Origin of the sequence: Mesorhizobium sp. B1-1-7 (assembly GCF_006442705.1) — a bacterium.
In the GTDB taxonomy this organism is placed as follows: domain Bacteria; phylum Pseudomonadota; class Alphaproteobacteria; order Rhizobiales; family Rhizobiaceae; genus Mesorhizobium; species Mesorhizobium opportunistum.
The window spans coordinates 226,399-248,304 of sequence record NZ_VFWQ01000002.1; the positions used below are offsets into that span (position 1 = coordinate 226,399).

Below are 21,906 nucleotides of genomic sequence, written 5' to 3' on the forward strand. Positions count from 1 at the left end.
ACTTAGCGATATTGCGCCTTATGCATGTCGTTGCCCTAACACCGCTTCGCATTTTTGGGCGACATGCATAGGGAAAGCCACGACCAGGGAGGGCGCTGCATGACGATGCAGCCTGCAAGTACCGAGATCGCATCGCGCACGGCCGCGATCGTCCAAGAGTTGAAGGATGTCGAGGGTCCGCTGCTGCCGATCCTGCACGGCATCCAGGAGGAATTCGGTCACGTGCCGCATGACGTGCTGCCCGTCATCGCCGACGGGCTGAACCTCTCCAGGGCGGAGGTGCATGGCGTCGTGACCTTCTATCATGATTTCCGTGCCCGGCCGGCCGGCCGCCATGTGCTCAAGCTTTGCCAGGCGGAAGCCTGCCAGTCGATGGGCTCGGATGCTGTCGCCGCCAAGGTCAAGCAGCTGCTCGGCATCGATTTCCATGAGACCACCCGCGACGGATCGGTTACACTCGAGCCCGTCTATTGCCTCGGGCTTTGCGCCTGTTCGCCTTCGGCAATGCTCGACGGCGAGGTGATAGGACGGCTTGACGACGACAAGATCGACGAGATCGTCGCCGAGGTGCGCTCATGATCCCCCGCATCTACATTCCCGGCGATTCCGGCGCGCTGGCGCTGGGCGCCGAAAAGGTCGCCAAGGCGGTTCGCGCGGAGCTCGCCGAGCGCGGCATCGAGGCCAAGATCGTGCGAAACGGCTCGCGCGGCGCCTATTTCCTGGAACCGATGGTCGAGGTCGCGACCGCCAACGGCCGCGTCGCCTACGGTCCCGTCAAGGCTTCCGACGTCAAGAGCCTGTTCGACAGCGGCTTCCTCACCGGCGGCCATCACAAGCGCTGGCTGGGCGCGCCGGACAAGATCCCCTTCCTGGCCAAGCAGACCAGGCTGACCTTCGCGCGCTGCGGCATCAACGACCCGCTGTCGCTCGATGCCTATAAATCGCTCGGCGGACTGAAGGGCCTGCAGAACGCGGTGGCCATGTCGCCCGCCGACATCGTCAAACAGGTGACGGAGTCCGGTCTGCGCGGCCGCGGCGGCGCCGGCTTCCCCACCGGCATCAAGTGGAAGACGGTGCTGGATACGACGGGTGACCGCAAATACATCGTCTGCAATGCCGACGAGGGGGACAGCGCCACTTTCGCCGATCGCATGATCATGGAAGGCGATCCCTTCGTGCTGATCGAAGGCATGGCGATCGCCGGCATCGCCACAGGCGCGACCAAGGGTTTCGTCTATATCCGCTCGGAATATCCGCATGCGGTGGCTGTCATGAACAAGGCCGTCGAAGTCGCCCGCAAAGCCGGCGTGCTCGGCACCAACGTGCTGGGCTCGCCCAACGCCTTCGACATGGAGATCCGCGTCGGCGCCGGCGCCTATGTCTGCGGTGAGGAAACTTCGCTGCTCAACAGCCTCGAAGGCAAGCGTGGCGTGGTGCGCGCCAAGCCGCCGCTGCCGGCGATCCAAGGGTTGTTCGGCAAGCCGACGGTGATCAACAACGTCATCTCGCTGGCTTCCGTCCCTGTCGTCATGGACAAGGGTGCCGCCTTCTACAAGGATTTCGGCATGGGCCGCTCGCGCGGCACGATCCCGATCCAGATTGCCGGCAACGTCAAGCATGGCGGCCTGTTCGAAACCGCCTTCGGCCTGACGCTGGGCGAGATCGTCGATGATATCGGCGGCGGCACGGCCACCGGGCGGCCGGTGAAGGCCGTGCAGGTCGGCGGGCCGCTCGGCGCCTATTTCCCGCGCGCGCTGTTCGACACGCCGTTCGACTATGAAGAATTCGCCAAGCGTGACGGGCTGATCGGCCATGCCGGCATCACCGTGTTCGACGACACCGCCGACATGCTCAAGCAGGCACGCTTCGCCATGGAGTTCTGCGCCATCGAAAGCTGCGGCAAGTGCACCCCTTGCCGCATCGGCTCGACGCGCGGGGTGGAGACCATCGACAGGCTCGCCGCCGGCATCGAGCCGGAAAAGAACCTCGCTCTGGTCACCGACCTCTGCAACACGATGAAGTTCGGATCGCTCTGCGCGCTGGGCGGCTTCACGCCCTACCCGGTGATGAGTTCGATCACCCATTTCCCCGAGGATTTCAAGCCGGCGCCCGCGCGCGTGGCTGCTGAATAGGAGCTGGCAGATGAACATCAAGGCCGACTTCCCGACACTCATCGAAGAACTCGACTACGGAACCCCGGAATCGAAGGCGCAAAAGCAGGTTACGCTGACCGTCGATGGCCGCAGCATCAGCGTGCCGGAAGGCACGTCGATCATGCGTGCGGCGATGGAAGGCGGGGTCGAGATCCCAAAACTCTGCGCCACCGACATGCTGGACTCGTTCGGCTCCTGCCGCGTCTGCCTGGTCGAGATCGAAGGACGCGGCGGCACGCCGGCATCCTGCACGACGCCGGTCGGCGAAGGCATGGTGGTCAAGACGCAGTCCGAGCGGCTCGACGCAATTCGGCGCGGCGTCATGGAACTCTACGTCTCCGACCATCCGACCGGCTGGAACGAGAAGGCCGGAACCGGCGCCAGCGAGTTCGACGCGGTGGCGAAGTCGGTCGGCCTGGCCGAGAACCGCTACGGCGTCGAGGGCCGCAACCACGTCAAGCAGGAAGACGGCGTCGCGCCCGGCCATGGTTCGCTGGCGGTCGACTACATCGCCCGCGATGAATCCAACCCCTACTTCACCTACGATCCGGCGCAGTGCATCGTCTGCTCGCGCTGCGTCCGCGCCTGTGAGGAGGTGCAAGGCACATTCGCGCTGACGATCGAGGGCCGCGGTTTCGAATCGCGCATGGTCGCCGGCATGCACGAGGATTTCATCGCCTCCGAATGCGTATCCTGCGGCGCCTGCGTGCAGGCCTGCCCGACCGATGCGCTGCGCGAGAAGACCGTGCTTGCCAAGGGCCTGCCGGAGCGCTCGGCCGTCACCACCTGCGCCTATTGCGGCGTCGGCTGCTCGTTCAAGGCGGAAGTCAAGGACGACGAAGTCATTCGCATGATGCCCTACAAGGAGGGCAAGGCAAACCACGGCCATTCCTGCGTGAAGGGCCGTTTCGCCTATGGCTACGCCACCCACAAGGACCGCATCCTGTCGCCGATGATCCGCGAGAAGGTCAGCGATCCCTGGCGCGAGGTGAGCTGGGAAGAGGCGATCGCCCATACGGCCAAGGAATTCCGCCGTATCCAGTATCAATACGGACGCACATCCATTGGCGGCATCACCTCGTCGCGCTGCACCAATGAAGAGACCTATCTCGTGCAGAAGCTGGTGCGCCAGGGCTTCCGCAACAACAATGTCGACACCTGCGCGCGCGTCTGCCATTCGCCGACGGGCTACGGGCTCGGCCAGACCTATGGCACCTCGGCCGGCACGCAGGATTTCGATTCGGTCGATTACACCGACGTCGCCGTCATCATCGGCGCCAATCCGGCTTCGGCGCACCCGGTGTTCGCCTCGCGGCTGAAGAAGCGGCTGCGCCAGGGCGCCAGGCTGATCGTGCTCGATCCGCGCCGCACCGAGATGGTCAAGTCGGCGCATATCGAGGCGGACTATCACCTGCCGCTGAAGCCCGGCACCAATGTGGCGGTGCTGACGGCGCTGGCGCATGTCATCGTCACCGAAGGCCTGTTCAACGAGGCCTTCATCCGCGAGCGCTGCGACTGGACGGAATTCCAGGACTGGGCGTCCTTCGTCGCCCTACCGGAAAACAGCCCCGAGACCGTCGGCAAATTGTCCGGCGTCGATCCCGAGCTGATCCGGGGTGCCGCGCGTCTCTACGCCACCGGCGGCAACGGCGCGATCTATTACGGACTGGGCGTGACGGAGCACAGCCAGGGTTCGACCACGGTGATGGCCATCGCCAACCTCGCCATGGCGACCGGCAATATCGGTCGGCCGGGCGTCGGCGTTAACCCGCTGCGCGGCCAGAACAACGTGCAAGGCTCGTGCGACATGGGCTCTTTCCCGCACGAACTGCCGGGCTATCGCCATATTTCGGGCGACGCCGTGCGCGACATCTACGAGAGCCTGTGGGGCGTGAAGCTCGACGACGAGCCGGGCCTGCGCATCCCCAACATGCTGGATGCCGCCGTCGACGGCTCCTTCAAGGGCATCTACATCCAGGGCGAGGACATCCTGCAGTCCGACCCCGACACCAAGCATGTCGCGGCCGGCCTGGCGGCCATGGAATGCGTGGTCGTGCACGACCTTTTCCTCAACGAGACGGCGAACTACGCGCATGTCTTCCTGCCGGGCTCGACCTTCCTCGAGAAGGACGGCACCTTCACCAATGCCGAGCGCCGCATCAACATGGTGCGCAAGGTTCTGGAGCCGAAGGCACGCTACGCCGACTGGGAGGCGACGCAGGAGCTTGCTCGCGCGATCGGGCTCGACTGGAACTACCAGCATCCCTCTGAGATCATGGACGAGATTGCCCAGACGACGCCGAGCTTCGCCGGTGTTTCGTTCGGGCTGCTCGACCGTGTCGGATCGGTGCAATGGCCCTGCAACGAGAAGGCACCGCTCGGCACGCCGATCATGCATGTCGACGGCTTCGTGCGCGGCAAGGGCAAGTTCATCCGCACCGAATATGTGGCGACCGACGAGCGGACCGGGCCGCGCTTCCCGCTGCTGCTCACCACCGGCCGCATCCTCAGCCAGTACAATGTCGGCGCGCAGACGCGGCGCACCGACAACGTCATGTGGCACTCGGAAGACCGGTTGGAGATCCACCCGCACGATGCCGAGAACCGTGGCCTGCGCGATGGCGACTGGGTGCGGCTGACCAGCCGTTCTGGCGAGACGACGCTGCGGGCGCTGATCACCGATCGGGTGTCGCCGGGCGTGGTCTACACAACCTTTCACCATCCGGACACGCAGGCCAATGTCATCACCACCGACTTCTCCGACTGGGCGACGAACTGTCCGGAGTACAAGGTGACGGCGGTTCAGGTCGGCGCGTCGAACGGCCCGTCGGACTGGCAGCGCGATTACGACGAGCAAGCGCGCAACAGCCGCCGTATCGCACCGCTGGAAGCGGCGGAGTAGGGTTTGGTGTCTCGTCGAGGCGCCCCCCTCTGGCCTGCCGGCCATCTCCCCCTCAAGGGGGGAGATTGGATGGCGTACCGCCTTTCGCCAATCGCCAACGTCGAAAAGTGGGTGATATCGGCCAAGCTGCCAATCTCCCCCCTTGAGGGGGAGATGGCCGGCAGGCCAGAGGGGGGCGCGTGACCCGCAAACGTCCAGCCATTACGCAAATCTCCCGCCTGGCGCACCGCGCCAGTGGCACTGTCGCGGCCAACCGGATGGTGCCGGAGGAGACCCCGGTGGCATTCTCGTTCGCCGGCACCACCCATGCGGTGATGATGGCGAGCCCGGCCGATTTCGAGGATTTCGCGCTCGGCTTCTCGTTGACCGAAGGCATCATCGCCGCGCCTGAGGAAATCGAGGCGATCGAAGTCGAGGATCATGGCGCCGGCATCGATATCCAGATCCGGCTGAAGGATCAGGCCAACACGCGCTTCGAGGCGCGGCGGCGCCGGCTTGCCGGGCCGGTCGGCTGCGGGCTTTGCGGCATCGAATCCATCGAGGAAGCCATGCGCTCCGTCGATGCGGTTGGTGCGTCAAAACTTACACTCGATGCGAACGATATCGTCCGCTCCGTGAAGCTCCTGTCGAAGGTGCAGCCGCTGCATGCCGAAACCGGCGCCGTGCATGCCGCCGGTTTCTACGTTCCGGGTAAAGGCGTCATCCTGGCGCGCGAGGATGTCGGCCGCCACAATGCGCTGGACAAGCTGGCCGGCGCCCTGGCCAAGGCCGGCATCGACGGTTCGACGGGCGCCGTCGTGGTGACCAGCCGTGTCTCGGTCGAGATGGTGCAGAAGACGGCGGCGATCGGTTCCGCATTCATCATCGCCGTCTCGGCGCCGACCGCACTTGCCATCCGCACGGCGCAAGAGGCCGGCATGACGCTGGTGGCGCTGGTGCGCGGCGATGATTTCGATGTTTTCACCCACCCTGACCGGGTCGTCTTGGGAGTTGCCCAGCATGTCGCATGACGAAGACCACATCACGAGCACCAGCGAGAAGCTGGTTCGCATGGCCAACCAGATCGCGGCCTTTTTCCACTCCAGGCCGCGCGAAGAGGGTGTCGCGGGCGTCGCCGAGCACATCAACAAGTTCTGGGAACCCAGGATGCGCCGGCAGTTCTTCGAGATGCTGGACAGTGGCGGCGAAGGCTTCGACGAACTCGTCGTGGTCGCTTCCGCCAGGATCAAGCGGCCGATCTCGCCTGCCGAGGCCGATCTCAAGCTGGGATTGAAGGCCTCCCCGGCCGACATCGCCGCCTCACAAAAATAGGCCGCAGGGGCCACGCAGGCTTATATTCCTGCCTGCTAAAGTTTATGCTGCCGCAAGCGGCGCGGCTCTGCTATGGTTGACGATCAGAAATCGTCAGGCCGGGCGGAAAACTCGTGAGGCCGATCGAGACCCGATATGCCCTCAGTGGCGAGGTGCGGATCGCCTATCAGGTGGTCGGCCAGGGATCGTTCGATCTCGTCTTCGTGCCAGGCTTCATTTCCAACCTCGACCTGCACTGGGATGACGAGGGCTACAGCCGCTTGCTCAAGCGGCTTTCGGCGTTCTCGCGGCTGATCCTGTTCGACAAGCGCGGCACGGGCCTTTCCGACCGTGTCGATGTCCATAACTTGCCCAGCCTGGAAACCCGCATGGACGATGTGCGCGCGGTGATGGATGCGGCCGGCAGTGGGCGTGCCGCGCTGCTCGGCGCTTCCGAGGGCGCACCGATGGCCATGCTGTTCGCCGCCACCTATCCGGAGCGGACACGGGCATTGGCGCTCTATGGCGGCTATGCGCATTTCCACAAATGGGTGATGCCGCCGGAGCGCCTCGACGCCTTCATCGAGATGGCCGAGACGGCCTGGGGCACCGGCGCCACCTTGCCCCATTTCGCGCCGGGCCGGGTTGACGATGCCCGTTTTTCAACCTGGTGGGCGCGCTTCGAACGCCTGTCGGCAAGCCCGACCGCGGCGGCGGCACTGGCGCGGATGAATGCCGAGATCGATATACGCGGCGTGCTCGCGGCGATCGGCGCGCCGACGCTGCTGATCCATCGCCGCAACGACGTCCGGGTCGATCCCGACGCCAGCCGCTTCCTGGCCAGGAAGATCCCCAATGCGCGGCTGGTCGAAATCCCGGGGCGCGACCATCCGATCTGGACCGGCGATGTCGACAGGGTGGCCGACCTGATCGAGGAGTTCCTGACCGGCGAGCGCGCGGTGGCGGAAGCGGAGCGCGTTCTAGCGGCGCTTCTGGTGACACGGATCTACGATACGGCGCGGCTTGGTGACCGGATGTGGAGCGAACGCAGCCAGCATTTCCACGAAACATGGCGGACGCTTGTCGGACGCCATGGCGGGCGCTGCGTGGATATACACGGCGAGATGATGATTTCACGCTTCGATGGACCTGGGCGTGCACTGCGCTGCGCGGCGGCGTTGCGCGACGCGGCGCAGCAGATTGGCGTGGCAAGCGCACAGGGCGCGCATGTCGGCGAGATCGAGACGCGCGGCCCTCCCATAGGATTGACGGGTCGCGTGACCATTCAGCTCGCCGCTCACGCCGGGCGCGGCGACATACTGGCGTCGCGGCTGGTCGCCGACCTGGCGGTCGGTTCGGGACTTCACTTCGTGGAAGCGGGGCGTGTCAGCATCGACGAGCTGGACGAGCCGCTGGCGCTTGTGCTCGCGATGTCCGAACAGCATCTGGAACCGGCCTGCCGTCCCAAGGTCAAGGCGGCCGAGCCGGCCTCGCTGACAGTGCGCGAGAGCGAGGTCGTGAATCTGATCGCCGACGGCAAAAGCAATGCCGCGATCGCCGCCGAACTCAGGCTGAGCGAGCACACGGTTAAGCGCCACGTCGCCAACATATTGCTCAAGCTCGACCTTCCCTCGCGAGCGGCGGCGGCGGCATTTTCGGTCAGGCACGCTGGCCCGGACGGGCCATGAGCGCCATGGCGCTTTCGGGCGAAGCGGCGGGGCCGATGTAAGGGGTATCAATATCCCCATGCAGGCCAGGCGGGTATCGCCAGGAAGGCACTGCGAACGGAGGATGAAATGCTCAAGTCAAAGCTGAATGTCAGATCACTCGTGATAGCGGCAGGCATTGGCGCGCTGTTCACGATCTCTCCCGCGAGAGCCGAGGATGCATCGGCGGCGGCCGCCTACAAGGACATCGAGGCAACGCTCGGTTCGGTGCCGGACATGTTCAAGACGCTGCCCGACGTCGCCATTGCCGGCGCCTGGGCCGAGATCAAGGGGGTGCAGCTCAACCCCAACACCGCGCTGGACGGCAAGACCAAGGAACTGATGGGCCTTGCGGTCGCCGCGCAGATCCCCTGCCAGTACTGCATCTATTTCCACACAGAGGCTGCCAAGCTCAACGGTGCGAGCGACGAGGAGATCAAGGAGACGATCGCGATGGCGGCGATCGTGCGCCACTGGTCGACAATCCTCAACGGCAGCCAGGTCGATCTGGCGACCTTCAAGAAGCAGACCGACGACGTGTTCGCAGCCGTGAAGGCGAAGTCGCAGTGAAAAAACACGGCCCGTCGATGACCGACGGGCGTGCTTCCAATCATCAGCCGCCCGATCGGGTAGACGGGCACATGGAGGATAAAATGCTGACCAAGACTCACACAGTGGATGGCGCGGCGATCAAGAAGGCGATCGAAGGCCGTGACGGCAAGATGCTGTCGAGCTTCTATGCCGATGACGCGCTGGTGCGGGTGATCGATCGCAACAACCCGCCGAGCAAGCCACGTGAAATCCGCGGGCGGGCGGCGATCACGACGTTCTGGGACGACATCTGCAGCCGGGCCATGACCCACAAGGTCGACACCACCATCGCCAACGGCGACAGCCTGGCCTTCACCCAGGCCTGCTCCTATCCGGACGGCACCAAGGTGTTCGCCGCCGCGATGCTGGAGCTGAAGAACGGGCAGATCGCGCGGCAGACCGTCGTGCAAGCCTGGGACGAGTAGATCAACCGCAAACCACCGAGGGAGAACAAAAATGTTCAGCGCGAGATGGCAGATCGACGCCAAGTTCGGACACAAGCAGACCGTGCTCGAACTGCTCAAGAAATGGGAACGCGAGATCGGCTCGCAGGTCGGCATCGCCGACCTGCAATTCCAGATCATGACGGGATCGATCGGTGCGAGAGAAGCGACGGTCGAGTCGCATCATCAGGTCGAGAGCCTGGCCCAGTTGGAGGCGTTCTTCGCCAAGATCGGCAAAATCGACGCGCATGCCAAATGGGGCAAGGAAATGGAGCCCTTTGTCGTGTCGGGCACCAGCCTGTGGAACATCTATCGCATCGTGGAGTAGCGATTACGCTCGACCTTCCTTCTCCCCTTGCGGGAGAAGGTGGATCGACGCGTCAGCGTCGAGACGGATGAGGGGTGTTCCAGCTTGGCGCCAAGCTACCCCTCACCCGGATTGCCAACCGATTTGCGAAGCGCAAATCGGGGCAATCCGACCTCTCCCACAGGGGGAGAGGTAGAAGCGCTACTACCCATGCGCCACCATCACATGGCGCACCGCGGTATAATCCTCCAGCGCATAAAGCGACATGTCCTTGCCGTAGCCTGACTGCTTCAGCCCGCCATGCGGCATCTCGTTGGTCAGCATGAAGTGGGTGTTGATCCAGGTGCAGCCATATTGCAGGCGTGCGGCCGTCGCCATGGCGCGCGAGACGTCCTTGGTCCACACCGACGACGCCAGGCCGTAGTCGCTGTCATTGGCCCAGCCCACCGCCTCGTCGACTTCCGTGAAACGGGTGACCGAGACGACCGGACCGAAGACTTCGCGGCGTACGATCTCGTCCTCCTGCAGCGCGCCGGCAACGACGGTCGGCTGATAGTAGAAGCCGGTGCCCTCGCCCGGCTTGCCGCCGGTGGTGATCTCGATGTGCTTCAGTTCCGAGGCGCGCTCGACGAAGCTCGACACGCGGTCGCGCTGGCGGCGCGAGATCAGCGGCCCGATCTCGTTCTCGGTATCGTCTGATAGATTGTACTTGATGGTCGACACAGCCGACGAGAGATCGGCGACGAGCTTGTCGTAGATCTTCTTGCCGGCATAGATGCGGCAGGCGGCGGTGCAGTCCTGGCCGGCATTGTAATAGCCGAAGGCGCGCAGGCCCGCGACGACGGAGCCAAGGTCGGCGTCGTCGAAGACGATGACCGGCGCCTTGCCGCCGAGCTCAAGATGCGTGCGCTTGACCGATTTGGCGGCCGCCTGCAGCACCTTCTTGCCGGTGGCGACGTCGCCGGTGATCGAGATCATATTGACCTTGGGGTGGTTGATCAGCGTGTTGCCGACACTGTCGCCACGGCCGAGCACGACGTTGACGACGCCTTCGGGCAGGATCTCGGCCAGGATTTTCGCCAGCTTCAGCGCCGTCAGCGGCGTCTGCTCCGACGGCTTGAAGACGACGGTGTTGCCGCCGGCAATCGCCGGCGCGACCTTCCAGGCCATCATCATCAGCGGATAGTTCCAGGGCGCGATCGAGGCGACGATGCCGATCGGGTCGCGCCGCACCATCGAGGTGTGACCAGGCAGATATTCACCGGCGACGACACCCGGCATCGAGCGGACAGCGCCGGCAAAGAAGCGGTAGCAGTCGACGATCGCCGGGATCTCGTCATTGAGCACGGAATTGATCGGTTTGCCGCAGTTCAGCGCCTCGAGCGCCGCGAACTCCTTCGCTTCCGCCTCGATGCGGTCGGCGATCTTGAGCAGATAACCCGAGCGCTGCGCCGGCGTGGTGCGCGACCACAAGACGAACGCCTGTTCGGCGGCCGCTACCGCCGCCTCGATCTGCGCCTGGCTGGCCTCGGGCAGGTTGAGTATGGCCGCCCCGGTCTTCGGATTGAGGATCGGCTCCTCGGCGTCCGTGCCCTTCTCGAATTTCGAGCCGATCAGCATCTGAGTGTCCATTGGGTTCCTCCTTGATCAGGAGCGAGTAGCGAGTAGCGAATAGCGAATAGGGTCAGGTATCGATTTCCCTATTCGCTATTCGCTACTCCCTATTCGCTATTTCATTTCCCGCTTCCGGCGATCTGGTCTCCGTCGCGGGTCAGGTAATAGGCAAACAGGATAGGCAGCAGCGTCACCAACACGACGACCATGGCCACGACATTGGTGACCGGGCGCTGGCGCGGACGGATCAGCTCCTCCAGCATCCAGATCGGCACGGTCTGCTGCTGGCCGGCGGTGAAGGTGGTGACGATGACTTCGTCGAACGACAGCGCGAAGGCCAGCATGCCGCCGGCAAGCAGCGCGGTGGCGATGTTGGGCAGCACGACATGCCGGAAGGTCTGGAAGCCGTCGGCGCCGAGATCCATCGACGCCTCGATCATCGAGCCGGAGGTGCGGCGGAAGCGGGCAACCGCGTTGTTGTAGACGACGACCACGCAAAAGGTGGCGTGGCCGAGCACGATCGTCCAGAACGAGAACGGGATGTCGGCGAGCGCGAAAGCCGACCGCAGCGCGATGCCGGTGATGATACCGGGCAAGGCGATCGGCAAGATGACCAGCAGCGAGATGGTCTCGCGGCCGAAGAATTTCGTCCGCGACACCGCGGCGGCACAGAGTGTGCCGAGGATCAAAGCAATCGCGGTCGAGATGGCGGCGACGCGCACCGAAAGCGACAGCGCTTCCCAGACATCCGGCCGGTTCCAGGTGACGGCGAACCACTGCGTCGTCAGCCCGGGCGGAGGCCAGACGAAGCTCTTCTCTTCGGTGGTGAAGGCGTAGACGAAGATCAGCAGGATCGGCAGATGCAGGAACAGCAAGCCGCAGGCGGCGGCGATCTTCAGGCCGAGCGGAGCCGATTGACCACGGTCAGAGCGCATCGAAAGCCCCCATGCGCTTGGCGCCCCACAGGTAGAAGCCCATGATGACGATCGGCACCACGGTGAAGGCGGCGGCGAGCGGGATGTTGCCGGCGGTGCCCTGCTGCGAATAGACGGCCTGGCCGATGAACAAGCGCGAGGTGCCGATGATCTGCGGGATGATGTAGTCGCCCAATGTCAGCGAGAAGCTGAAGATCGAGCCGGCGACGATGCCGGGCAGCGCCAGCGGGAACAGCACATTGCGGAAGGTCTGGCCCGGCGAGGCACCGAGATCGGACGAGGCCTCGACCAGATTGGCGGGCACGCGTTCGAGCGCGGCCTGAACCGGCAGGATCATGAAGGGCAGCCAGACATAGACGAAGACGATGAACGTGCCGGTGAACGATACCGACAGCGAGTTGCCGCCGACCACCGGCAGCGACAGCCAGGCATCGAGCAGCCACAGCAAATGCAGCTTGGCGAGCAGCCAGGTGAGAATGCCTTCCTTGGCGAGGATCAGCTTCCACGCATAGATCTTGACCAGGTAGCTCGACCACAGCGGCAGCATGACGCCGAGATAGAACAGCGCCTTCCAGCGGCCGCGCGCATAGCGTGCGGCGTAGTAGGCGATCGGAAAGGCGACAATGGCCGAGGCCAGCGTGACCAGCGCCGCCATCGTCACCGTGCGCAGGATGATGTCGAGATTGGCCGCCTGAAGCAGGTCGCCATAGGTCTTCAGCGTGAACTCGCGATTGATGAGGCCGGAGAACTCGTCGATGGAGAAAAAGCTTTGCGCCAAAAGGGCGAACAGCGAGCCGATATAGACGATGCCGAGCCACAAAACCGGCGGCAGCAGCATGAGGAGCAGCAGGAGCTGCGGCCGGCGCCAGAACAGGTCCGACAGCGCGCCGCGCAGGCCGCCGCTGCCCGGCAGGATGGCGGGCGCGGGATTGGCGTTGAGCGCGGCGATGGTCATGACGCCACTCTGTGTTGAAGGGGATTATGCGAGAAGCCGCGCTCTACGTCGCCCCCCTCTGTCCTGCCGGACATCTCCCCCTCAAGGGGGGAGATCGGCTGCCCCTTCAGGTTTCGCCAATTTCCAACGTTGCAGAATTGGCGCGGCCGAGAAATTGCCAATCTCCCCCCTTGAGGGGGAGATGTCCGGCAGGACAGAGGGGGGCGCACGACGCAAACCTTCCTCATGCCTGCTCGTCCATAAGATGCAGGCTCTCGCGGTTGAAGGTCAGCACCACGGCGTCGCCTTCCGCCGGGAGGGCCGCGCCGGCCGGCACGATGGCATGCAGCTTCAAGCCGTCGGCATCGAACGCCAGCCTGGTGGTGGCGCCGAGATAATTGGTCGAGACGAGGCGGGCGGCGACGCCTTCGCCGCTCGCGGCGCGGCCGACTCGAATGGTTTCGGGGCGCAGGCTGCCCCAGCGGTGCTGGCCGGAATAGCGCTGGACGAAATCCGGCGGCAGCACGTTGGACGAGCCGACGAAATCGGCGACGAAGCGCGTCTTCGGCCGCTGATAGATGTCCTCCGGCGTGCCGATCTGCATGATCTTGCCGTCATTGAAGACGGCGACGCGATCGGCCATCGACAGCGCCTCGCCCTGGTCGTGGGTGACGAAGACGAAGGTGATACCGAGCGCCTTCTGCAGCGACTTCAGCTCTTCCTGCATGTTCTCGCGCAGTTTCAGGTCCAGCGCACCGAGCGGCTCGTCGAGCAGCAGCACCTTGGGCTGGTTGACCAGCGCACGGGCAAGCGCGACGCGCTGGCGCTGGCCGCCGGAAAGCTGGCCGGGGCGGCGGGCGCCATAGCCAGGCAGGCGCACCAGTGTCAGCGCTTCCTCAGCCGCCTTGTGCCGCCCGGCCTTGCCGACGCCCTTGACCATCAGCCCGTAGGCGACATTGTCGAGCACGTTGAGATGCGGGAACAGCGCATAATCCTGAAACACGGTGTTGACGTTGCGACGGTAGGGCGGAACGCCCTCGGCGCGCTCCCCGAAGATCGAGATCGAACCCGCAGTCGGCTGCTCGAAGCCGGCGATCAGGCGCAGGCACGTGGTCTTGCCCGAACCCGATGGCCCGAGCATGGCGAAGAACTCGCCCGGCACGATGTCGAGATCGACCGCGTCGACGGCGCGAACGCTGCCGAAATGGCGGGAAACCTTCTGGAAGGAAACGGCTGATGTCATGGCTGCCAGTCTGCTTTGCCGGGTCAAACAAGGACGAATTCACGCGCCGCTTCACCTCCCCCTCGATGGGGGAGGTCGCGGCGAAGCCGGGGGTGGGGGTGATGGCGCGGACCTATCGGACAGTCCCCCACCCCGACACTGCGCGTCGACCCTCCCCACAAGGGTGAGGGTAAGAGAAATCACCGTCCGCCGATGACGCCGATATAGTCCGAGACCCAGCGGTAGTAAGGCACGCACTGGTTGTTCTGGGTGGCGCATTTCGAGACCGGCGTCTTCCAGAACTTGATCTTGTCGAAATTGTCGTAGCCGTTGGTCTTGCAGCCTTCCTCGCCAAGCAATTCGTTGCCCTTGCAGGCGGCGGGCACCACGGGGAGCGATCCGAACCAGGCCGAGACGTCGCCTTGCACCTTGGGCGACAGCGAATGTTCGAGCCACATATAGGCACAGTTCGGATGTGCCGCGTCGGCTTCCATCATGGTGGTGTCGGCCCAGCCGGTGACGCCTTCCTCCGGCACGGTCGAGGCAACCGGCTTCTTGGCGGCGACCAGCGTGTTGACCTGGTACGGCCATGAACCGGAGGCCACGACGCCTTCGTTCTGGAAATCGTCGACCTGGATGGCGGCATCGTGCCAGTAGCGGCCGACCAGCGTGCGCTGCACGCGCAGCAGGTCGAGGGCTGCCTTGTACTGGTCTTCGTTGAGCTCGTAGGGGTCCTTGATGCCGAGTTCCGGCTTGTGGAACATCAGATAGTTGGCGGCGTCGGCGATGTGGATCGGCCCGTCATAGGCCTGGACGCGGCCCTTGTTGGACTTGCCGTCGGGCAGCTTCATCTCCTCGAAGACGACGTTCCAGCTCTTCGGCGCTTCCTTGAAGACCTCGGTGTTGTACATCAGGATGTTCGGTCCCCACTGATAGGGAACGCCGTAGTGGACCTTGTCGACGGTGAACCAGGGCGCGTCCTTCAGCCGGTCGTCGACCGACTTCCAGCTCGGGATGAGATCGGTGTTGATCGGCTGCACGCGCTTGCCGGCGACGAGGCGCAGCGAGGCATCGCCCGAAGCCGTGACGAGGTCGAAACCGCCCTCGTTCATCAGCGAGACCATCTCGTCCGAGGTGTTTGCGGTCTTGACGTTGACCTTGCAGCCGCTCTCCTTCTCGAAGGCGGTGACCCAGTCATAGCCCTTGTCGGTCTCGCCGCGCTCGATATAGCCCGGCCAGGCAACGATATTGACCTCGCCTTCGCCCTTGCCGAGTTCCTTGACCTGGGCGATGGCCTGGCCGGAGAAGGCGAGCGCGACCGTCAGCGCCGTGCATGACTTCAGGAATGAATTCATCGTCGATCTCCCATTTGAGGGGCCGCGCTGCTGTGGCGGCTTTGTTCCCTGGACGGAAAGTGCTTGGAAAACTCCGGTTTCGCAAATTCATTTATCAGAAGGGCGGTATCGGTTTTTCCGATAGCTTGCGCTGCTGGATCAGAGGCGCTGGCGGACCATCCTTTGCGACTGGGCAAGCCCGATGAAGTCGCGCGCCGCCTGCGGCAGGCCGGAGCCGCGCCGCCAGACCATGCCGACCTGCACCACCGGCAAGGAGCCGGAGATATCACGCGATTCGATGCGGTCGCCTTCCAGCGACCATGGCCGGTAGACAAGGTCTGGCAGCAGCGCCACGCCGGCGCCGGTGGCGACAAGGCTGCGCACGGCTTCCACGGACCGGGTGCGGAAGGCGACATGCGGCCTGGCGCCGATCGCCGTCAGCAGCTTGCCGGTGTTCTCCTCGATCTCATCGACGGTGAGCATGATCAGCGGCTCGGAGGCGATGTCGCCGATGCCGATGATGTCGGCGCCGGCGAGCGGATGACCGAGCGGCAGCCACAGGCGATAGGCCGAGACCTCGAGGATTTCCGATTGCAGGGCGGTACGGTCGCGCAGATTGGACGTGACCATGACGGCTATGTCGAGCTTGCCGCCGATCAGGAGATGTTCGAGGTAGTCGCCATTGTCCTCGATGGCCGAGACCTCGACGCCCGGATAGGCGCGGCGGTAGCGCGAAAGCAGATCCGACAGCACATAGCCGGCGACCAGTGAGGTGACGCCGAGTTGCAGCCGCCCGCCGGTCGCCGCCTGCTCGCCGGAGAAGGAGCGGCGGGCATCGGAAACGTCGGCGAGAATCTTCGTCGCGTGGCGCAGGAACTGGTGGCCCTTGTGGGTGATGTTGAGGCCGCGCGGATGGCGTTCGAACAGTTCGACCCCGAGATCGCTTTCGAGCTCCTTGATCGCTTCGGTGACGGACGATTGCGAGATGGAAAGATTTTGAGCCGCACCCGACACCGTGCCTTGCTCGGCGACGGCAATGAAGAACTGCAACTGGCGGATGGTGAAAGCCATGGCCGGACTAAACACGGCGCAAGCGGCTGTGGGAAGTGCCGGTCGGCCAATCGTCAACAGGCCCAGTCGTCAACAGACTGGATCAGAATCCGGCAACGTCGCCGGCAATGCTGAGCCGTGCGCCGGCCTGTGCGAGGGCAGCGGCAATATCGCGTGGCGGCGAGCGGTCGGTGGCGAGTTCGGAAAAGCCGGCGAAACTGCAGACCTGGACTAGGCCCTGGCGGCCGAATTTCGTGTGGTCGGTGATCACAAGCGAGCGCTGGCCGCGCGACAGTACCATGCGTGCGAATTCCGCCTCTTCGAGATCATAATCCATGACGCCCGTCACCGCATCGACGGCGCCGGTGGATATGACGGCGTGGCTGACCGAGAAACGGCTGACGAACTCGATGGCCGAGGCACCGAAGGCGGCACCGGAATCGCTGCGCAACTCGCCGCCGGCCATATAGACCTTGTTGCCGTTGATGGTGGCCAGCGTGCGGGCGATGTCGGACGAATTGGTGACGACCGTCAGCCGCCGGTGGCCGAGCAGTTCCCGCGCCAGGAACGAGGTCGTGGTGCCGGTGTCGAGCATGATCGATTCGCCGTCGCGGATGGTGGCGGCGACCATGCGGGCAATGACGCGCTTGGCATCGGCATTCTCGCGCATGCGCCGTTCGAATGGCGCTTCGCCGACCATCGAAGGCAGGCCGATGGCACCATGCATCTTCAGGACCGAGCCGTCGCCGGTGAGCGGCTTGACGTCGCGGCGTACGGTTTCGAGCGAAACACCCAGCCGGTCGGCCAGGCTGGCGATGGTGACGGTGCCCTCCTCCTGCAGCAGCCGCAGGATTTCGCCGTGGCGTTTCGAATGGACCATCTGGTTTCCCGGGTTCGGAACTTTGACCGATTCTAAGGTAATTCAAGCGGTTTTAAAGGAACTATCTCTTCATTTCGGGCAAAATACCCAAAAAAGGTCACATCTTTTTGTTGACAGCCGGGCAACCTTGGCGTGAAATCCAATCTCAGAGGGTTCGGAGCTGCGACGGGAGGGCGATGGCAGAGCCGCAACTCACTGGCCAGACAGCTTGGCATGTGGCTGGCGCAAGGAATTTTCAGATCCGCGGGGGCGGATGCCGGGCTCAAAAACCTGGCCACGGGGCTCGTCGGTGCGGTGCGGGATACCGATCCTGGCGTCCCGCACCGACGAGATTATCCGCGTTTCTCCCCGCTGTCGTCGCGCTGCCCGTAGCGCCTCGTCGAAACCCAGCAAACCAGGCCATAAACCAGGGATAACTCCGTGATTGCAGAAGACCGCATCCGTGCCCTGCCCTGCTGGACCGGGGCCATCGAGATCGCCCCGCTGCCCGGCGGCCTGAGCAATGCCAACTATGTGGTCAGCGACGCCGCGGGACGGCATGTCGTGCGCTTCGGCCAGGACTATCCCTTCCACCATGTCTTCCGCGAGCGCGAGGTGATGACCGCGCGAGCCGCGCACGCCGCCGGTTTCGCGCCGGCGGTGCACTATGCCGAACCGGGGATCATGGTGACGGCGTATCTTGGCGCCAGGACCTATCTGGCCGACGATGTGCGCGCCAATCTTGGCCGGGTCGCGGCCCTGATGCGCGGCTTCCACCGGGAGATGCCCAACCATATCTCCGGCGCCGGCTTCATGTTCTGGGTGTTCCACGTCATCCGCGATTATGCACGTACGCTGGAGGAAGGCGGCAGCCGCAAGCGCAGCGAACTGCCGCACCTGCTGACACTGGCGGACGAACTGGAGCGCGCTCAGAAACTGCTGCCGATCGTCTTTGGCCACAACGATCTGTTGCCGGCCAACATTCTCGACGACGGCAACAGGCTGTGGCTGATCGATTTCGAATATGCCGGTTTCAACACGGCCATGTTCGACCTTTCAGGCGTTGCCTCGAATGCCGGCATGAGCGATGAGGAATCCTTCGCTTTCCTGACCGCCTATTTCATGAAGGAGCCGGACGAGGCGATCCGCCGCTCGCACGCGGCCATGCAATGCGCCTCGCTGCTGCGCGAGGCAATGTGGAGCATGGTGTCGGAACTCTATCTCGACGCGCCGGGCATCGACTACGTCGCCTATACCGAGGAAAACCTGGTGCGGCTCGACGCGGCGCTGGAAAACTACCGGACAAAATACGGGATCCTGAAATCATGACATTGCCTGGCCATGCCGCGATCGTCGTCATCGGCGGCGGCATCATCGGCTGTTCGACGGCCTATCATCTGGCGCGCGACCACAAGGCCGACGTGGTGCTGCTCGAGCAAGGCAAGCTGACCTCGGGCTCGACCTGGCATGCCGCCGGCCTGGTCGGGCAATTGCGCTCGTCGGCCTCGATCACCCGCGTGCTCAAATACTCGGTCGAGCTCTACAAGGGGCTGGAGGCCGAAACTGGCCTTGCGACCGGCTGGAAGATGACCGGCTGCCTGCGGCTTGCCACCAATGCCGACCGCTGGACCGAGTACAAAAGGCTGGCGACGACGGCGAAGAGCTTCGGCATGGACATGCAGCTTTTGTCGCCGGCGGAGGTCAAGGCGATGTGGCCGCTGATGGAAACCGGCGATCTCGTCGGCGCCTCCTGGCTGCCGACCGATGGCCAGGCCAGCCCCTCGGACATCACGCAGTCGCTGGCCAAGGGTGCGCGCATGCATGGCGCCAAGCTTTACGAGGATGTGCGCGTCACCGGTTTCGAGATGAAGGACGGCCGCATCACCGCGGTGAAGACCAACAAGGGCGACATTGCCTGCGACAAGGTGGTGAACTGTGCCGGGCAGTGGGCGCGGCAGGTCGGCGCCATGGCCGGCATTAACGTGCCGCTGCAGCCGGTGAAGCACCAGTACATCATCACCGAGAAGATCGCTGGCCTGGCGACCGACGCGCCGACCATCCGCGACCCCGACCGCCGCACCTATTTCAAGGAGGAGGTCGGCGGCCTGGTGATGGGCGGCTACGAGCCCAATCCGCAGGCCTGGAAGACCGATCTGCCGGGCGGCGACGTGCCCGACGATTGGGAATTCCGGCTGTTCGACGACGATTACGATCATTTCGAGCAGCACATGACACAGGCGATCGCGCGCGTGCCGGCGCTCGAAACCGTCGGCGTCAAGCAGATGATCAACGGGCCGGAGAGCTTTACGCCGGACGGCAATTTCATCCTCGGCACGGCACCGGAATGCGCCAACATGTTCGTCGGCGCCGGCTTCAACGCCTTCGGCATCGCGTCCGGCGGCGGCGCCGGCTGGGTGCTGGCGCAATGGGTGGTCGATGGCGAGGCACCGCTCGACCTGTGGGTGGTCGACATCAGGCGCTTTTCCAACTTGCATCGCGACCGGCAATGGGTGTGCGACCGCACGCTGGAAGCCTATGGCAAGCACTACACGATCGGCTTCCCGCATGAGGAATATGTCAGCGGCCGGCCGCGCATCGTCTCGCCGCTTTATGAGCGGCTGAAGCGGCAGCAGGCCGTGTTCGGCTCGAAGCTCGGCTGGGAACGGCCGAACTGGTTCGCGCCAGAGGGGGTCGAACCGCGGGACATCTATTCCATGGGCCGGCAGAACTGGTTTGCGGCGGTTGGCGACGAACACCGGCATGTGCGTGAAAAGGTCGGTATATTCGACCAGTCGTCGTTCGCCAAATACGAGTTGAGCGGACCTGACGCGGCGAAGGCCCTGGACTGGATCTGCGCCAATGACGTCAGCAAGCCGGCCGGCCGGCTGACCTACACTCAGCTTCTCAACACGCGCGGCGGCATCGAGGCCGACCTGACCGTGGCGCGGCTGGCCGAGGAGACATTCTACATCGTCACCGGCACCGGGTTCCGCACCCACGATGCCTCGTGGATCAGCGACCATATCGGCGAGGGCCTCGATGCCACGCTTGCCGATGTCACCGAGGATTTCGGCACGCTGTCGCTGATGGGGCCCCGGGCGCGCGATGTACTGGCTGATGTGACCGATGCGGACGTGTCGAACGCAGCATTCCCGTTCGGCCATGTCCGTGAAATTGCCATTGCCGGCCACACGGTCCGGGCGTTGCGCGTCACCTATGTCGGCGAACTCGGCTGGGAGCTGCACGTACCGATCGCCGCCACCGGCGAAGTCTTCGACGCGCTGATGGCGGCCGGCAAGAGGCATGGCATCCGCCCTGTCGGCTATCGCGCACTGGAATCGCTGCGGCTGGAAAAGGGCTATCGCGCCTGGGGCGCCGACATCACGCCCAACGACACGCCGCAGGAAGCCGGGCTCGGTTGGGCGGTCAAGCTGCGCAAGAACACCGATTTTGTCGGCCGGCGCGCGCTGGAGAAGGCCAACGGCACGGCATTGAAGAAACGCTTTGCCGGCTTCACGGTCGATGATCCCGACATCGTGCTGCTCGGACGCGAGACCATCCTGCGCAATGGCGAGCCGGTCGGCTATCTGACCAGCGGCGGCTATGGCTACACGCTCGGCAAGAACATCGGCTACGGCTATGTGCGCAACGCCGATGGGGTGAGCGACGATTTTCTCGCCTCGGGCGACTATGAACTGGTCGTGGCCATGGAGCGGGCGCCAGCCAAAATCCATCTCGAGCCGATGTACGATCCGGCAGCGGGGCGAGTGAAGGCCTAGATGTCTCACCGTTTCACGGAAGCGGCGAGCCGCTCTATCTCTTTGTTTTGACGCAAATCCCAAGGGAAAGCGCTACGCGCTTTTCCCGGGAAACCGCTCACACTTTGCTGGAATTGCTCTAGTTGACGCGCAGGGCAAGACCGCGGCTGGGCACGGTGTCGGCCTCGCCCGGCATGGAGACGTAAGGCCGCGTTTCCTCGACGCGGGTGACGAGGCCTTGCGCCTCGAGTTCGGCGATGCGCGCGGCAAAGCCTTGATCCCAGAGCGTGTTCTTGACCGTCAGCACGATGATGCCGCCCGGCCGGCAGATGCGGATCAGTTCGTCCAGCCCTTCGACGCCGACATGGCCCGAGGTGAAGACGCCGGCAGAGACGATGCCGGCATAGGCATCATCGGCAAAGGGCAGCTTGCCACCAAGCGCCAGGCAATGCAGCGCCGAATAGACGCCTTTGCGGGCGGCCTGATCCAGCATGCCTTGCGAGATGTCGAGCGCCTCGACCTCAGGATAGCCTGCAATGTTCAACCATTCGCCGATGAGCCCGGTGCCCGCGCCGGCGTCGAGCAGCGGGACTGAGCCGCGCGGCAGATGGCGGGCCAGCAAGGCAAGGCAGATCGTCGGATGGCGGTAACCGGCGGCCGACATGTCGGCATCATAGGTTTGCGACCAGCGGTCATACAGTGCCGCCACTTCCTCGGGCCGTGTCGCGGCATAGGCTGCGCTGAGCGCGCCCAGGTGTTTAGCGTCCGTCATGCTTTCTCGCCCGATCGAGTTGCCTTCGATCGGATG

19 protein-coding genes are annotated in these 21,906 nt (G+C 64.3%); 11 read left to right on the forward strand and 8 right to left on the reverse strand.

All coding sequences use genetic code 11. The annotated features are described in order from the left end of the window. Positions 1–99 precede the first annotated feature (99 nt). The 9 genes from FJ978_RS03645 to FJ978_RS03690 all read left to right on the forward strand — a co-directional run bounded on the left by FJ978_RS03645 (position 100) and on the right by FJ978_RS03690 (position 9,413). Positions 100–579 carry a formate dehydrogenase subunit gamma gene (locus FJ978_RS03645; protein WP_013891384.1) on the forward strand — a complete coding sequence of 160 codons (480 nt, stop codon included), beginning with the start codon at positions 100–102 and terminating at the stop codon, positions 577–579. Beyond that, on the forward strand, positions 576–2,132 hold the full coding sequence (locus FJ978_RS03650; RefSeq protein ID WP_013891385.1) for an NADH-quinone oxidoreductase subunit NuoF: 1,557 nt from the start codon (positions 576–578) through the stop codon (positions 2,130–2,132). Before FJ978_RS03645 ends, FJ978_RS03650 begins: the two co-directional genes overlap by 4 nt. Before the next feature lie 10 nt (positions 2,133–2,142). Continuing rightward, positions 2,143–5,055, forward strand: a complete 2,913-nt coding sequence (gene fdhF / locus FJ978_RS03655) for a formate dehydrogenase subunit alpha (RefSeq protein WP_140570330.1) — start codon at positions 2,143–2,145, stop codon at positions 5,053–5,055. A 179-nt stretch (positions 5,056–5,234) separates the two neighbouring features. Then, positions 5,235–6,065 (forward strand): formate dehydrogenase accessory sulfurtransferase FdhD, encoded by an 831-nt coding sequence (fdhD, locus tag FJ978_RS03665; protein ID WP_140570334.1) that lies wholly within the window; start codon positions 5,235–5,237, stop codon positions 6,063–6,065. Then, positions 6,055–6,366, forward strand: coding sequence for a formate dehydrogenase subunit delta (locus FJ978_RS03670; protein ID WP_013891388.1), 312 nt, complete (start codon positions 6,055–6,057; stop codon positions 6,364–6,366). Before fdhD ends, FJ978_RS03670 begins: the two co-directional genes overlap by 11 nt. A 113-nt stretch (positions 6,367–6,479) precedes the next feature. Next, entirely contained in the window at positions 6,480–8,033 is a 1,554-nt protein-coding gene (locus FJ978_RS03675) for an alpha/beta fold hydrolase (RefSeq protein WP_013891389.1), read from the forward strand. A 108-nt stretch (positions 8,034–8,141) separates the two neighbouring features. Further along, a complete protein-coding gene (locus tag FJ978_RS03680) occupies positions 8,142–8,621 on the forward strand; it encodes a carboxymuconolactone decarboxylase family protein (protein ID WP_140570337.1) in 480 nt (159 codons plus the stop codon). A gap of 83 nt (positions 8,622–8,704) precedes the next feature. Beyond that, positions 8,705–9,067 carry a nuclear transport factor 2 family protein gene (locus tag FJ978_RS03685; RefSeq protein WP_023766355.1) on the forward strand — a complete coding sequence of 121 codons (363 nt, stop codon included), beginning with the start codon at positions 8,705–8,707 and terminating at the stop codon, positions 9,065–9,067. 31 nt (positions 9,068–9,098) lie between these two features. Beyond that, positions 9,099–9,413 (forward strand): hypothetical protein, encoded by a 315-nt coding sequence (locus FJ978_RS03690; protein WP_013891392.1) that lies wholly within the window; start codon positions 9,099–9,101, stop codon positions 9,411–9,413. A gap of 183 nt (positions 9,414–9,596) precedes the next feature. On the opposite strand, the gene FJ978_RS03695 is transcribed toward FJ978_RS03690, so the two are convergent. The 7 genes from FJ978_RS03695 to FJ978_RS03730 all read right to left on the reverse strand — a co-directional run bounded on the left by FJ978_RS03695 (position 9,597) and on the right by FJ978_RS03730 (position 17,361). Next, entirely contained in the window at positions 9,597–11,024 is a 1,428-nt protein-coding gene (locus FJ978_RS03695) for a gamma-aminobutyraldehyde dehydrogenase (RefSeq protein WP_013891393.1), read from the reverse strand. A gap of 101 nt (positions 11,025–11,125) precedes the next feature. Next, positions 11,126–11,941: an ABC transporter permease gene (locus FJ978_RS03700; protein ID WP_140570341.1), complete on the reverse strand. Its 816-nt coding sequence runs from the start codon at positions 11,939–11,941 to the stop codon at positions 11,126–11,128. Beyond that, positions 11,931–12,896, reverse strand: coding sequence for an ABC transporter permease (locus tag FJ978_RS03705; RefSeq protein ID WP_140570344.1), 966 nt, complete (start codon positions 12,894–12,896; stop codon positions 11,931–11,933). Before FJ978_RS03705 ends, FJ978_RS03700 begins: the two co-directional genes overlap by 11 nt. Positions 12,897–13,119: 223 nt before the next feature. After that, a complete protein-coding gene (locus tag FJ978_RS03715) occupies positions 13,120–14,118 on the reverse strand; it encodes an ABC transporter ATP-binding protein (protein ID WP_140570346.1) in 999 nt (332 codons plus the stop codon). A 179-nt stretch (positions 14,119–14,297) separates the two neighbouring features. Next, positions 14,298–15,452 carry an ABC transporter substrate-binding protein gene (locus FJ978_RS03720; RefSeq protein ID WP_013891398.1) on the reverse strand — a complete coding sequence of 385 codons (1,155 nt, stop codon included), beginning with the start codon at positions 15,450–15,452 and terminating at the stop codon, positions 14,298–14,300. Between the two features lie 138 nt (positions 15,453–15,590). After that, positions 15,591–16,502 carry a LysR family transcriptional regulator gene (locus tag FJ978_RS03725; RefSeq protein WP_023766348.1) on the reverse strand — a complete coding sequence of 304 codons (912 nt, stop codon included), beginning with the start codon at positions 16,500–16,502 and terminating at the stop codon, positions 15,591–15,593. An 82-nt stretch (positions 16,503–16,584) separates the two neighbouring features. Beyond that, positions 16,585–17,361 carry a DeoR/GlpR family DNA-binding transcription regulator gene (locus FJ978_RS03730; RefSeq protein WP_140570349.1) on the reverse strand — a complete coding sequence of 259 codons (777 nt, stop codon included), beginning with the start codon at positions 17,359–17,361 and terminating at the stop codon, positions 16,585–16,587. A gap of 420 nt (positions 17,362–17,781) precedes the next feature. Here FJ978_RS03730 and FJ978_RS03735 point away from each other — a divergent pair, with 420 nt between their 5' ends. Both FJ978_RS03735 and FJ978_RS03740 read left to right on the forward strand, forming a co-directional pair. After that, entirely contained in the window at positions 17,782–18,669 is an 888-nt protein-coding gene (locus FJ978_RS03735; protein WP_013891401.1) for a phosphotransferase family protein, read from the forward strand. Then, positions 18,666–21,119 (forward strand): FAD-dependent oxidoreductase, encoded by a 2,454-nt coding sequence (locus tag FJ978_RS03740; protein WP_140570352.1) that lies wholly within the window; start codon positions 18,666–18,668, stop codon positions 21,117–21,119. The genes FJ978_RS03735 and FJ978_RS03740 overlap by 4 nt, the downstream gene beginning before the upstream one ends. 118 nt (positions 21,120–21,237) lie before the next feature. On the opposite strand, the gene FJ978_RS03745 is transcribed toward FJ978_RS03740, so the two are convergent. Continuing rightward, positions 21,238–21,870, reverse strand: coding sequence for a class I SAM-dependent methyltransferase (locus tag FJ978_RS03745; protein WP_140570354.1), 633 nt, complete (start codon positions 21,868–21,870; stop codon positions 21,238–21,240). Positions 21,871–21,906 lie beyond the last annotated feature (36 nt).